The following is a 13,654-nucleotide window of genomic DNA, read 5'->3' on the forward strand; positions in this document are numbered from 1 at the left end:
GTACCGTCCTTGGCATGGGTTCCCTGTGAGATCACCGGCGCCGACGGCGTAGAGCACCGCTCCGCCGTCGCCGCGCCTCGCCGTGCCGTCCACCCACCCCGATCCGGCCCGGGCCGATCCCGTGCGGCCAGGAGGGACCCGATCTTGCGCACCTCACAACTCACCCTGTCCCATGTCACCAAGCGCTACGCCGGCCGCACCGTTCTCGACCAGGTCTCCCTCACGCTGAAGCCGGGCGAGAAGGCCGGACTGATAGGTGACAACGGCGCGGGCAAGTCCACCCTCCTCAGGATCGTCGCAGGCCAGGAGCGCCCGGACAGCGGCGAAGCGACCGTGACCGCCGCCGGCGGCATCGGCTGTCTTCCGCAGTCCGTCCCCCTGCCCCCGACCGCCACCGTCCAGGACGCCGTCGACCTGTCCCTCGCGGACCTGCGTGCCCTGGAGGCCGAACTGCGCCGGGCCGAGCAGGCGCTCGGTGCCGGCGAGGATCCGGAGGCACTCGCCGCGTACACCGTGCTCGTCGAGCGCTATGAGGCCCGGGACGGCCACGACGCCGACCGCCGGGTGGACGTCGCGCTGCACCACCTCGGCCTGCCGGCGCTCCGCCGCGAGCGCCGGCTCGGCACCCTGTCCGGAGGCGAGCGCTCCCGACTTGCCCTGGCCGGCGTCCTCGCGGGCCGTCCGGAGGTCCTTCTGCTGGACGAGCCGACCAACGACCTGGACGATCAGGCCGTGGAATGGCTGGAGACACAGCTGCGGGCACACCGCGGCACGGTGCTCGCGGTCACCCACGACCGCGTCTTCCTGGAGCGCCTCACCAGCACGATTCTGGAGGCGGAGGGAGGAAGGGTCACCCGCTACGGCGACGGCTACAACGGCTACCGTACGGCGAAGGCCGCGGAGCGCCGCCGCCGGCTCCAGGAACACGAGGAGTGGCGGTCGGAGCTGGCCCGCAACGAGCGGCTGGCCACCGGCCACGCCGCCCGCCTCGGCGCCATTCCGCGCAAGGCGTCCCTGGCCAACTTCGGCCACGGTGGCTTCCGGGCCCGCGGCCGGGCCCACGGTGCCATGTCCCGTATCCGCAACGCCCGCGAGCGGGTCGAGCGCCTGACCGAGAACCCGGTGGCACCGCCGCCGGACGCGCTGGCCTTCACCGTGCGCATGGCAACGGCAGCGGAGGAAGCGAGCGCCACCGGGGCCGCTTCCGCGACGCTCCCCGCCGTACAGCTGTCGGACGTGCGCGTGGGCGACCGCCTGCACCTGGGCTCCCTCGGCCTCGGCCGGCGCGGCCGGCTTCTCGTCACCGGCCCCAACGGCGCGGGGAAGACGACCCTGTTGAAGGTGCTCGCCGGTGAACTGCGGCCGGACGAGGGCTCGGTGCGAGTGCCGGGCCGGGTAGGACATCTGCGCCAGGAGGAGACGCCGTGGCCGCCGGAGCTGACGGTGGCCGAGGCGTTCGGGCTGGGCCGAGTGGGTGCCGCCGACGAGCACGCCGACACCCTGCTCGCCCTCGGCCTCTTTCGCCCGGCGGAACTGCGCTTGCGCATGGGGGAGTTGTCCTACGGCCAGCGCCGCCGCGTGGAGCTGGCCCGTCTGGTCTCGGAGCCCGTCGACCTCCTCCTGCTCGACGAGCCGACGAACCACCTGTCACCGGCGCTGGTCGAGGAACTGGAAGAGGCGCTGACCGGGTTTTCGGGGGCGATCGTGCTGGTCACACACGATCGCGCGCTGCGCGGGCGGTTCCGGGGCAGGCGTCTGACACTGCCGGCGGCACCGGGGGCCCGGACGGGACAGCCCGCGGCCGTGGCACACCGGCCGCGCCCCGGCTCAGGGGCGTAGGACCGGAAAGTCGGCCTCGGCCCAGAGGGCTCGGACGGCGGCGGCCCGGTCGCCGGTGCGGGCGGCGTGAGGGTCGGCAGTCCACACCTTGGCCTCGGTGGCCTCGGTGGCCTCGGTGGAGGAGTCCCGGACAGGCGGCCAGCCCGGACTTCCGGTGGCGGCGAAGTCGGCCCAGGCGCGCACCATTCGGCGTGCCAGTCCCTGGTCCGCGGCGGTGGGTGCGCCGCCGATGAGGAAGGCCAGACGTTCGTCGTCCAGGTTGCCGAAGGCGAAGGGAACGTCCGCACAGTGCCAGGCGCGTACTACCGCACCCGGATCGGCGCGGCGCCGGTCGAAGCGGGACAGGAAAGCCCGGCCGCCGGCCCGGGCGTGGACTTCGGCGAGTCGGTTGGCGTACTCACCGAACAGCAGGTCGCCGAAGACGGCGAGGTAGACGTCCAGCACCGGGGCCCGGGGCAGCGCCGCGCGGTAGCCGGGCCACCAAGCCGTCGGGGAGGCCGAAGTCCTGGGCGAAACGAGCGAGTTGCGCGTCGGTGGTGACCTTCGCGCTGCTGCCGACGGCGTCGAGCAGCCAGTACTCCTCCGTGGTGTGGCAGACCAGCAGGTCCACGTCCCTGGCCGCACCGGCCGCCATCCCCGTGAGGGGGTCGGTGGGCAGGACGTCGTCGTCGATGACCGGGGCGTACAGCGAGGGGTCGTAGTGGCGGGACCCCGAGGCGGGGTCGCGCCGGTAGCCGTCGGCCACCTGGTCGGCGGCGGCGACCAGGGCCTGCGGAGTCGTGGAGCGGAGGCCCGCCGACGTGGCAGGGCAGCCCGCCGCGGCGGCGACCTCGCGCGTGGTCGCGGCCGCGATGTCGCGCGGGTAACAGGGGCTGGCGGGGCTGTGCGCGATGGCGCGGTGGAACAGGCCGCGGGCGCGGTCCATCACCATGAGGCAGGCGACCGAGGCGGCTCCCGAGGACTGGCCGGCGACGGTGACGTTGCCGGGATCGCCACCGAAGGCGGCGATGTTCTCGCGCACCCAACGCAGGGCGGCGACCTGGTCGAGCAGCCCCCGGTTGTCGGGGTGGGCGATCGGCCCGTCCGGCGGGACGTGGCCGAAGCCCTCGAAACCGATTCGGTAGTTGAGAGTCACCACGACCAGTCCGGCACGGGCCAGTACGGTGCCGTCGAAGTCGGGCTGGGCCGACGAGCCGAAGGTGTAGGCACCGCCGTGGATCCAGACGAGCACCGGCAGGGGGCCGCCGTCCGGAGCCGGCGTCCACAGGTTGACGGTGAGGATGTCCTCGTCACCGGGGGACCACACGGGCGCCCCGGGCAGCCGCGCGGACTGCGGGGCGACCGGACCGAATCTCCTGCCGTCCCGCACCCCGGTCCAGGCGGGCGCCGGAGCCGGCTCCCGGAACCGGTGGACGCCGAACGGCGCGGCGGCATACGGAACACCGAGGACGGCGACGACGTCGCCGGAGGCCCGAAACCCCCGGACCGAACCGTGCCGGGTCTTGAACACGACCACCGGGACCGCCTCTCGCTGCACGCCTGTGGGGCGGGGCCCAGCATGGCATCGCCCGGCCGGTCGGGACCAACACCAAGATCATCAGGATTGACGCTCCGGTGTTGTCAATCCCTTGGTGCCGCCGGTCGGCGCGGGCCTACTCGCCGCCCATCAGGAGCAGTGACTTGCCCACCGTCGTACGCGCCGCCAGAGCGCGGTGGGCGTCCGCGGCCCGCGCCAGCGGGTAGGTGGCGCCGATGGCCGGGCGCAGGCGTCCCTCGGCGGCGCTCTCCAGCGCCAGGCCCAGCAGTTCCCGGGCGGTCTCCTGGTCCGGAGGGCCGTCCATGAGCGGCATGAGCAGCCGGATGCCCCGGCGCGCGGCGGATTCCCGGTCCGGGGCGGCGAATCCGTCGGCGGTCCCGTAGGTGACGAAGCGCCCGCCGTCCGCGAGCGCGTCGACGCTGGTCGCACCGAGCGCCCCGCCCGCGCCGTCGTAGACGAGCGCGGCGCCGCCACCGGTCGCCTCGCGCACCCGCTCGACCCAGTCCGCCCGCGTGTAGTCGACGACGACCTCGGCGCCCAGATCGCGGGCCAGAGCCAGCTTGGCGTCGCTGGACGCGGCGGCCACCACCCGGGCCCCCGCGTCGACCGCCAACTGCACCAGCAGGGTGCCCGCCCCGCCGGCCGCCGCCGAGACCAGGACCCATTCCCCCTTCTGCGGCGCCCCCAGCCGGTGGAAGCCGAGAGCGGTCACGCCGTCGTGCACCAGTGCGGCGGCCGTCACCGCGGCCAGCCCAGCGGGAACCGGCATGATCTCCTGCGCACTCGCGACGACCTGTTCGGCGTATCCGGTCCCGGTTCTCACGACCACACTCCGGCCGACCCAGCCCGGGTCCACTCCGTCACCGACTGCCAGCACCTCGCCCGCCCCGCCGCCACCCGGCACGTACGGCAGCGTGCGCGGGAAGAAGTCCTGACCCCAGCCGCCGCGCAGCAGCGTGTCCAGGAAGATGACGTCGGCCGCGACCATACCGACGACGACCTGGCCGGGGCCGGGCACGGGATCGGGCAGGTCGACCAGGCTCAGCACGTCCGGAGCACCGAACGAGGCCACGTGGATCGCATGCATGAGCAGCACCCTTCACTGGAGGCGACATCCCGCCCAGCCTCCAACCTCAAGTCCGGTCGAGGTCAAGGCTCGTCCGTCGTCCGCGGTGGAGTCGGGCCGGTCGGCAAGGGGTGACGTATGGAGGGGCGGAACCACCTACGACTGTCCCAGCGGCGTCCCCCGGTGGTGGCCGGACTTCCTCCCGGCTCCGGGTTTCCGAGGGGTGTGTCGGTCGTCTGTCGGCGGTGCACGTGATCTGTCGGCGATCTGTCGGCCGGGGGAGGGACCTTGGGCGAGTCGGTGCTCCTCACGAGCACGCCGCCCGAGCACAAGGAGTCCGTCATCGTGTCCTCCGCACCCCAGAGCCGACCGTGGGACGTACACCGGCTGCCGTCCGCCGAGGGACGGAACTTCCTCGTCACCGGGGGGAACGCCGGGATCGGCTACTTCACCGCGGAACAGCTCGCCGCCACCGGCGCCCTCGTCGTCATCGGCAGCAGGAACCCCGCGAAGGCCGACGCCGCCCTTGCCTCGATCCGCTCGCGCGTCCCGGGCGCGCGGGTGCGGCACCTGCACCTGGACCTCGCCGACCTGTCCACCCTGAAATCCGCGGTGGACGGTCTGGCGCTGGACCTCGGTCGTCTCGACGCGGTGGTCCACAACGCCGGGGTCGCGCTCGACGACCCGCCCCGCCGGGAGACCGAGGACGGCCACGAGCTGATGTTCGGCACCAACCACCTCGGCCACTACGCGCTCACGCGGTGGCTGGCCCCCCTGCTGTCCGCGGCGCCGGCGGGCCGCGTCGTGACGGTGGGAAGTTTCGCGGCGCGATCCGAACGGCTGGACCTCGACGACCTGCAGTCCACCCGGGACTACCGGCCCAAGCGCACCTACGGCCGGTCGAAACTCGCGCAGATGTGCTTCGGCTTCGAACTCGACCGCCGGCTGCGTGCCGTCGGCAGCACGGTGCTCAGTGCGGTGGCCCACCCCGGCGGCGCCCTAGACTCCCTCACCCCGCCCCGCCCGCCGGTCGGCGCGCCGACCCCCGGCGAGCGACTGCGCGGTCTGCCCGCGGCGCTGATGGTGCAGGGCAAGGACGCCGGGGCGTGGCCGGTCGTCCGTGCCGTCCTGGACTCCGACGTACAAGGAGGGCAGCTGTGGGGGCCGAGGGTCTTCGGTCTGCGTGGCCAACCGCGCCGTGAGCCGGTCCCCGCACACATGGCGGACCCGGCGGTCGCCGCTCACCTGTGGGCCGCCAGCGCGGAACTGACCGGTACCACCGATCCGCACCTCGGGTTCCGGTAGGCGGACCCGCTTCCTCGAAGGAGCCGACACGTGGGGCGACCCCGTCCGGACACTGGAAGGACCGCTCGGAGATCAAGGACAATCAGGAACCATGTCTGAAAGAGCGACGGAATCCGTCCTGCGGTCCCCGGGCATACCCCACCTCCTCACGGTGGGCGCCTTCTGCTTCGCCGGACTGGCCCTGCTGCTCCCCGTCTCACCGGCGTGGGCCGTCGCCGGTGGTGCCGACGAGTTCGGTGCCGGACTCGTCACGGCCGTCCTGATGGCCGCCACCGTCCTGGCCCAGCTGTGTGTCAGAACGGCGCTGCGCACCATCGGATGGCCCCGCACGCTGGCCCTCGGTGCTCTCCTACTCGGCCTGCCCGCCCTCGTGCAGAGCCTCAGCGACCACCTGGTGCCCATCCTGGTGACGACCGCCCTGCGCGGAGCGGGCTTCGGCATCGTCACCGTCTGCGGCGCCACCGCCGCGGCCGCCCTGGCCCCGCGTGGTCGCCAAGGGGCGGCCATCGGCCTCTACGGCCTCGCCGTAGCGCTGCCCCAGGTCGTCCTCACCCCGGCGGCACCCTGGCTGATGGGCACCTTCGCCCTCCCCGCGATCGTCGCCTGCGGTGTCCTCCCCGTCCTCGCGCTGCCCTGGACCCGGGCCCTCGGCCGCGCGGTCGAGGCCCGCACGGACGGTCCGCCCACCCAGGACGGCCGTACCGGGCACCCCGCCCCCGCCGCCACGGTGCTCCGGCGCATCCTGCTCCCGCTCACCGTCCTGCTCCTGGTCACGGCGGCAGGCGGCGCTGTGCTCACCTTCGCCCCGCAGTTCACGAGCACCCCCGCGCTCGCCGCCACGGGTCTGCTCGCCCTCACCGCCACGGCCGCCTTGGCCCGCTGGGGCTGCGGAGAACTGGCCGACAGGATCGCCCTGCGCCCGATCACCGCCCTCCTCGCCTCGACCGCGTGCGCGGGACTGGCACTGATCGCCCTCGCCGTCGGCCCGGACGGCGAAACCGTCCTGCCCCTGCTCGCCGGACTGCTCCTGCTGGGAACCGCGTACGGAGGACTCCAGAGCCTCACGCTGGTGCAGGCCTTCGACCTCGCCGGCGCGGAGGACCGGCACATGACCTCCGTCGCCTGGAACATCGGCTACGACGCCGGTACCGGGCTCGGATCCCTCGCGCTGGGCCTGGCGGCACAGGCGGCCACCTTCTCCACCGGTTTCGCCGTCATGTCCGCGGTGATGGCAGCGGTGGTCCTGGCGGTACTCCTCACCCCCGGGCGGCCGGCCTGGCGTACTGCGGGAGACCGGCCGCGCACCCGCAGCAGGACCCGTCGCTCACCCGCCCGGCCCCGGAAGCTGCCGTAGCGACCTGCCCCTTAGCCGAGGGGGAGAGCCGCCGGCGAGCCGCCCGGACGACCATCATGGAGGCATGGCAGCAAGGGAACCGGACCGGCGCGACGGCAGGCCGTCGCTCGAGCAGATCCTCCGTCTGATCGCCCCCGGCATGCTGGATGTCGTCGTGGCGCCGCGCGGAACCGGCGTGCCGGTGGCCGACGCGGTGCTGCACGACCCGGGTGAGGAGCGGGACGACGGCACCTGGGCGGCGTCCGGACTGATCCTGCTCGCGGTCGGGGTGGATGCCGCCGCGCCGGAGGCGATCGACGTGCTGCGTGGTGCGGAGCGGGCCGGAGCCGCGGCCGTGGTGCTGAGGCGGGGGGCCCGCGGGCCCCGGGCGGCGCTGCTGGAGGCGGCCGCCTCGGGGCGCACCGCGCTGCTCACCCGGCGGCCGGGGCAGGGGTGGACGGAGGTGCTCGGTCAGCTGCGCACCGCTCTGGCCCACAGCGCCCCGACCGGAGGGACCGGGGTGGAGGGGCTGCGGCTCGGCGACCTCCCGGAGCTCGCCAACACGGTGGCGGCCCTGGTCGGGGGCGCGATCACGATCGAGGACCCGCAGTCGCGGGTGCTCGCCTACTCGCGGATGGACCACGAGCCCGACCCGATGCGCAGGCTGACGATCCTCGGGCAGGAGGTGCCGCGCTGGCGGGTGGACGAACTGCGTGAGAGCGGCTTCTTCCAGGCCCTGTGGAACACCGACGGCGTCGTACGCCTGCCCGCCGACGACCGGTACGCGGAACGGCTGGCCGTCGCGGTGCGGCACGGCTCGGAGATCCTCGGGTCCCTCTGGGCCGCCGCCGACGGCCGGCCGCTGGCCGAGGACGCGGCGGCGGCGCTGCACACGGCGGCGCGGGCCGCCGTGCCGCACCTCGCCCACCACCAGACGTGGGGCCGGGCCGCGGCCCGGGCGCGGGAGAGCGCGGTGCACGCGCTTCTCGACGGCAGCGGCCCGGCGGCCCGCGTCGCGCACGACGCCGGGGTCGCGCCGGACCGGCCGTACACGGTGCTGGTCGCGGAGGCGTACGACAGCCGGGACCTGACGGCCGTGCCCGCCCCGGCGACGGGGGGCGCCGCCGGGCAGCGGACGCTGGACGTGCTCGCGCTGCAGGCCGAGGCGTACCGGCCGGGCTGCGTGACCGCACGGTCGGGGCGGCGGCTGTACGTCCTGATTCCGGCGGAGGACGGCGAGACGGACCCGGCGCGTGCCCTGACGGCGACGGCGCGGTCGGTGCCGCGCGGTGTGGTGTTCGCCGGCGTCGGCCCGGTCGCGGCGGACCTGTCGGGGCTCCCCGCGTCGCGCGAGGCCGCGGAGCTGGTGGTGCGGGTGCTGCGCGAACGGGCCGCGCGGCGGCCGGCCGCGGACGTGGTCTCCGCGGTGGCCGCGTTCGGCGAAGTCGTTCCCGAGGTGTCCGCGCTGCGCGTGCTCGACCTGATCGTGCCGTTGTGGCAGAGCCTGTCCGGCCCCGTGCACGCGATGGTCGAGCACGACCGGGCGCACGGCTCGGAGTACGGCGCGTCCGTCGGCGCCTACCTCGACGCCTTCGGCGACACGGGCACGGCTGCTCAGCGCCTCAACGTGCATCCGAACACCCTGCGGTACCGGCTGCGGCGGGCTCGGAAGCTGTTCGGCGTCGACCTGGCCGACCCCACCCTGCGGCTCCTGGCGGACATCGGACTGCGGCTGGCGCGGCGCACGGAGTGAGGCACCGGTTCACCGGAGCCGGAGCGGTCACCCGATCACCTTGATCGTTCAGCTGTCCTGTCGCACAGGCAACTGCCCCGACCGTGGTCGCGCGGCACGGAGACGCGCCGGGCTCGGCGGAGCGAAGCTGTACGAGGCAGAACGGCCGGCCGCTCCCACGAGCGCCGTGCACGACCGACACCTCTGGAGTGTGGTGCAGTGACTTCCGGTTCCCTCCACCAGCGCGGCACCGCCCGGGAGGCCGCGCTCGCACGGGCGGTCGAGGACGGCCTGCTGGGCCCGCGAACGCCCCTGGTCGGTCTCCTCGACGTCGACGGTGTGCTCGCCGCCGTCGACGCGCTGAACGAGGCGTTCGAGGGACCCGCCCCGGTGCAGCACACGTTCGCGGCGAAGGCGTGCGGGCTGGTGCCGGTGCTGCGGCTGCTCGCGGAGGCGGGCATGGGCTGCGAAGTGGCCTCGCCCGGAGAGCTGGAACAGGCGCTGGCGGCCGGATTCACCTACGACCGGCTGGTGTTCGACAGCCCCGCCAAGACCGTCGAGGAGCTGGAGTTCGCCCTGGCCCACGGCATCGCGATCAACCTGGACAACTTCCAGGAGATGGCCCGCGTCGACGGCCTGCTGGCCGGCCGGGAGGCCGCCGGGCCCATCGGACTGCGGGTGAACCCGCAGGTCGGTGCGGGAGCCATCGGTGCGATGAGCACCGCCACCGCGACCTCCAAGTTCGGCGTCGCGCTGCGCGACGAGGGCGCCGTCGACGCCGTGATCGAGGCCTTCGCGCGCCGGCCCTGGCTGAACCGGCTGCACGCCCACGTCGGCTCCCAGGGCTGCCCGCTGCCGCTCATCGCCCAGGGGGTGCGGACGGCGTACGAACTGGCCGAGCGCATCAACAAGGAGCTGGGCCGCGCCCAGATCACCGGGCTCGACATCGGCGGCGGCCTGCCCGTCAACTTCGACGGCGAGGACGACCGCCCGACGTACGCGGACCACGTCGCCGAACTACGTTCCGCCGCACCCGGGCTGTTCGACGGCCGCTACGCCCTGATCACCGAGTTCGGCCGTTCCCTGCTCGCCAAGAGCGGCACCATTGCCTCGGTCGTCGAGTACACCAAGTCGGCCGGCGGCCGCCGGATCGCGGTCACCCACGCCGGTGCGCAGGTGGCCACCCGCACGGTCTTCATGCCGGACGCCTGGCCGCTGCGCGTCGGGGTGTTCGACGCCGCGGGCCGGCCGAAGCAGGGCCCGGCCGAGGTCGTCGACATCGCGGGCCCGTGCTGTTTCGCCGGTGACCTGACCGCGACCGGGCGCGAGCTGCCGGCCGTCGAACCGGGCGACGTGGTGGCCCTGTACGACACCGGGGCGTACTACTTCTCTTCGCACTTCTCCTACAATTCCCTGCCACGTCCCGCTGTCTACGGGTACCGGACGGATTCCCGCGGGCAGATCGCCTTCGCACTCGTGCGCGAGGCCCAGAGCGTGCGCGCCGTCGTCGAGGAGAGCGGACTCGCCCAGGCGGACGCCCTGGTGGCACCGGGCACGGACCAGAGCGCGGAACGGTAGTCCACCACTGGTACCCGGACATCACCTCAGGGAGTGACCACCGGGAAGCGGTGGTCCGCAGTGTCCAGGACCGACAGGAGCCGCACCAGCTGCGTGCCGTCGCCCGTCATGGTGACGCCGTCGGTGCCCTTGCCGGCGAGCACCGCGAGGAGCTGCGCCCTGGTCATCGTCATGGTCAGCCCCGCGTCGGGGTCGGGGCTCGCGTCGCTGGTCCAGGTGAGGACGCCGTTGGCGAGCCGAAGGTGCCAGTAGGTGTCGCCGATGTGCCAGTCGAGCGCCAGCCGCAGCGACCACGCGTCGGGCCCGTTGACGCGTACGGCCAGGCCGTCGATGAGCTGTCCGACCGTCAGTGCCCGGTGCAGATCCGGTCCCGAGGTGGGCTTGGGAGCCGGCTCGGCTCCGTGCACGAGCTCCTGGGCACCGGTGAGGAAGAAGTTGCGCCACACCGCGTTCTCCGCGGCCCGGCCCAGGCGGATGTAGAGCGTGGCGAGCTGCTGCTTCGCCCTGGTGTCGGACGGGTCGTTGAAGACGGCGTGGTTGAGGAGCGTCACGGCGAAGCGCAGGTCGCCCCGCTCGCTGTAGTGCCGGGCGCGTGCACGCACGGCGGCCTGTCCGCCGAGCGACTCGACCCACCGCCGTGCCTCCTCGGCCGGCGGATGTTCCCACAGGTGCGCCGGATTGGCGTCGAACCAGCCCATGTAACGCTGGTAGACGGCCTTGACGTTGTGGCTGAGTGAGCCGTAGTAGCCGCGGTTGGCCCACACCTGCTCCAACTGCGGCGGAAGGCGCAGGCTTTCCGCGATCTCGGTGCCGTTGAGGCCCTTGTTGATCAGGCGGACGGTCTGGTCGTGCAGATAGCCGTAGAGGTCCCGCTGCCGGGTGAGCAGGGCGACGATGTCGTCGTTGCCCCAGGTGGGCCAGTGGTGGGAGGCGAACGCCACGTCGGCCGTGCCCGTGCACAGACCGATCGACTCCGTCAGGTATCCCGCCCAGGCGTGCGCGTCGCGGACCTGGGCGCCGCGCAGCGTCAGGATGTTGTGCATCGTGTGGGTGGCGTTCTCGGCCATGCACACGGCTCGCAGGCCGGGAAGGAGGACGTTCATCTCCTCCTGGCACTCCGTACCCGGAGTCATCTGGAAACGGAACCTCACCCCGTCGAGGGTGGCCTCCTGCCCGGTGGTCTCGATGTACCGGGTGGGCGGTATCAGGCCGATGGTGCCGGTGGACACCGCCAGCCCGAGTCCGCAGCCGACCTGGCCGGCGGCGTCCGTGGGCAGGTTGGTGCCGTACATGTAGCCCGCACGGCGGGACATGGCGGGACCGGCGTAGACGTTCTCGCTGACCGCGTGCTCCATGAAGCCCCGCGGCGCGAGTACGGGAACGTCCTCGGCGCCGTCGGGCAGGACGCCCCGGCAGCCGCCGAAGTGGTCGACGTGGGGGTGGGTGTAGATCAGGGCCCTGACCGGGCGGTTCCCGCGGTGCGCACGGTAGAGCCGGAGCGCCGCGGCCGCGGTCTCCGCGGAGGTCAGAGGGTCTATGACGATGATGCCGGTGTCGCCCTCGACGACGGTCATGTTGGCCAGGTCCAGGCCGCGGACCTGGTAGATCCGGTGCGTGACCTCGTAGAGCCCCTGGCGGGACAGGAGCCTGGCCTGGCGCCAGAGGCTCGGATCGACCGTCGTGGGCGCGGTCTCGGCGGCGTCCGTGAGGAAGCGGTAGGCGTCGGGGTCCCAGGCGGTGCCGCCGGAGGGCGTGGTGATAAGTCCACCGGTGTACGCGGCGACGAATCCGCGGTCGGCGTCGGCGAAGTCGGTTCGGTCGTCGTAGGGGAGATCGCCGGTGTGGGTGGGAGTCGGTGTCCCGGAGGGACCTCGGCCGGGTGACGCCCCGGCCGCCTGCGCGTTCAGGGGCACGGTCGCCGCGGCGGCGCCCGCGGCAGCGGCGACGAAGCCGCGCCGGTTCATCGGATTCATGTGTGTGCACCCTTCTCGGGGTCGGTCGTGGGGTGGAGCAGGCCGAGGCGTCGCGCGTCGTGTTCCGGCCGGATGGCGATGACGGCCGCGGTGTCGATGAGGCGACCGGTGACGAAGGGGGCGATCAGTCCGGGGAGGGTGCCCGTCGCGGCGACGATGCCGAAGACGGCACCGCGCCGGGCCCCGGGGACGACCTCGGCGGCGGTCACGTAGTGCAGGGGGATCGCGACGGCGACCGTGCCGAAGGCCACTGCGATCAGGAGCAGGCGGACGACGGCGCCGTCGGTGAAGGGAAAGGCGGCCATGGCACAGCCGGCGACACATACCGACGCTCCCTGTACGGCACCGCTGGACCAGCGGCTGGACACCCCGCGCGCCTTGAGGGCGTCCACGAGCGGCGAGACGGTCAGCAGCAGTACGAGGCTGAGGGCGGAGATGGCGCTGATGGCGGTCGCCACCGCGTGGGGACTCATGTCCAGCTGGGTCCTGAGGTAGGCGGGCAGCCAGGCATGGGCCAGAGCGAGCGCCCAGGCGGCTCCGAAGGCGCTGGCGATGCTGCCCAGTACGGTTCCGGTGAGCAGCAGTCTGCGGTAGGGCAGGTGTGTCCCGGGCCGCGGGGCGTCGGCCCGGGGCGGGCGGGACTCGTCGAACGGTCCGTCGTGGCCCGTCTGCCGCCACACCAGCGCCCACAGCAGGCTGACCACCGCGAGGACGGCGTACGCCGATCGCCATCCGAAATCCGTGATCAGCCAGGTGAGTACCGGCGCGGAGACCAGGGTGCCGATCGCGGCGCCACCGATCTGCAGGGCCGAGGGCAGTCCGCGCCGCTCGGGCGGGAACCACTTGTACAGCGCGTGCATGGACATCGAGGCCGCCGGGCCTTCCGCGACACCCAGCAGGACGCGGCCCGCGATCAGCGTCGGGACCGCCGCCACCGCCAGCACGGGCAGCTGGGCGACCGCCCACAGCAGCGCCATGACGAAGAGCATGGTCCTGCTGGAGATGCGCGAGGCGAAGAATCCGACGACGAGTCCGGAGAGACTGAAGAACAGGTAGAAGGAGCTCGAGATCAGCCCGTAGGTGCTGTTGCTGATGTTCAGCTCGTCCATGATCGGGACAGCGGCGAGGCCGAGGACCGACTTGTCGGCGAAGTTGATGACCATGAAGGTGACGATCATGGCCGTCACCAGCCAGGCGCGACGGCGGTCGTAGGGACGGACGGCGGGCCGGCGGGCGGAACGGTCGGCGGGGGGCGCGGAGGATCGGGCTGCCATGGGTGACTCCTGCGGAT

General features: G+C 73.4%; 8 protein-coding genes and 1 pseudogene. 5 read left to right on the forward strand and 4 right to left on the reverse strand.

Annotated elements, in window-relative coordinates; genetic code table 11:
• The first annotated feature begins 144 nt into the window (after positions 1 to 144).
• Positions 145 to 1,839: a TlrC/CarA/OleB/SrmB family ABC-F type ribosomal protection protein gene (locus R2E43_RS37505; RefSeq protein ID WP_332057048.1), complete on the forward strand. Its 1,695-nt coding sequence runs from the start codon at positions 145 to 147 to the stop codon at positions 1,837 to 1,839.
• On the opposite strand, the pseudogene R2E43_RS37510 reads toward R2E43_RS37505, so the two are convergent.
• Both R2E43_RS37510 and R2E43_RS37515 read right to left on the reverse strand, forming a co-directional pair.
• Positions 1,828 to 3,355, reverse strand: a pseudogene (locus R2E43_RS37510) (carboxylesterase/lipase family protein). The gene R2E43_RS37505 and the pseudogene R2E43_RS37510 sit on opposite strands and share 12 nt — an antisense overlap.
• A gap of 136 nt (positions 3,356 to 3,491) precedes the next feature.
• Positions 3,492 to 4,463, reverse strand: a complete 972-nt coding sequence (locus R2E43_RS37515; protein WP_162495076.1) for a zinc-binding dehydrogenase — start codon at positions 4,461 to 4,463, stop codon at positions 3,492 to 3,494.
• Positions 4,464 to 4,787: 324 nt separating this feature from the next.
• On the opposite strand from R2E43_RS37515, the gene R2E43_RS37520 reads away from it, so the two are divergent.
• The 4 genes from R2E43_RS37520 to R2E43_RS37535 all read left to right on the forward strand — a co-directional run bounded on the left by R2E43_RS37520 (position 4,788) and on the right by R2E43_RS37535 (position 10,390).
• Positions 4,788 to 5,747, forward strand: a complete 960-nt coding sequence (locus R2E43_RS37520; protein WP_037667553.1) for an SDR family NAD(P)-dependent oxidoreductase — start codon at positions 4,788 to 4,790, stop codon at positions 5,745 to 5,747.
• 91 nt (positions 5,748 to 5,838) lie between these two features.
• Positions 5,839 to 7,101 carry an MFS transporter gene (locus R2E43_RS37525; RefSeq protein ID WP_003978547.1) on the forward strand — a complete coding sequence of 421 codons (1,263 nt, stop codon included), beginning with the start codon at positions 5,839 to 5,841 and terminating at the stop codon, positions 7,099 to 7,101.
• A gap of 64 nt (positions 7,102 to 7,165) precedes the next feature.
• Complete coding sequence (locus R2E43_RS37530; RefSeq protein WP_189284199.1) at positions 7,166 to 8,833, forward strand: PucR family transcriptional regulator; 1,668 nt, start codon at positions 7,166 to 7,168, stop codon at positions 8,831 to 8,833.
• Between the two features lie 198 nt (positions 8,834 to 9,031).
• Complete coding sequence (locus R2E43_RS37535; RefSeq protein ID WP_136207281.1) at positions 9,032 to 10,390, forward strand: type III PLP-dependent enzyme domain-containing protein; 1,359 nt, start codon at positions 9,032 to 9,034, stop codon at positions 10,388 to 10,390.
• 26 nt (positions 10,391 to 10,416) lie between these two features.
• Here R2E43_RS37535 and R2E43_RS37540 read toward each other — a convergent pair whose 3' ends face one another.
• Positions 10,417 to 12,363 (reverse strand): alkyl/aryl-sulfatase, encoded by a 1,947-nt coding sequence (locus tag R2E43_RS37540; RefSeq protein ID WP_189284201.1) that lies wholly within the window; start codon positions 12,361 to 12,363, stop codon positions 10,417 to 10,419.
• The gene (locus R2E43_RS37545; protein WP_332057049.1) at positions 12,360 to 13,637 is read right to left on the reverse strand and encodes an MFS transporter; all 1,278 of its coding nucleotides are present in this window, start codon (positions 13,635 to 13,637) and stop codon (positions 12,360 to 12,362) included. Before R2E43_RS37545 ends, R2E43_RS37540 begins: the two co-directional genes overlap by 4 nt.
• Positions 13,638 to 13,654: the final 17 nt, after the last annotated feature.

The organism is Streptomyces violaceoruber (assembly GCF_033406955.1).
In the GTDB taxonomy this organism is placed as follows: Bacteria; Actinomycetota; Actinomycetes; order Streptomycetales; family Streptomycetaceae; genus Streptomyces; species Streptomyces violaceoruber.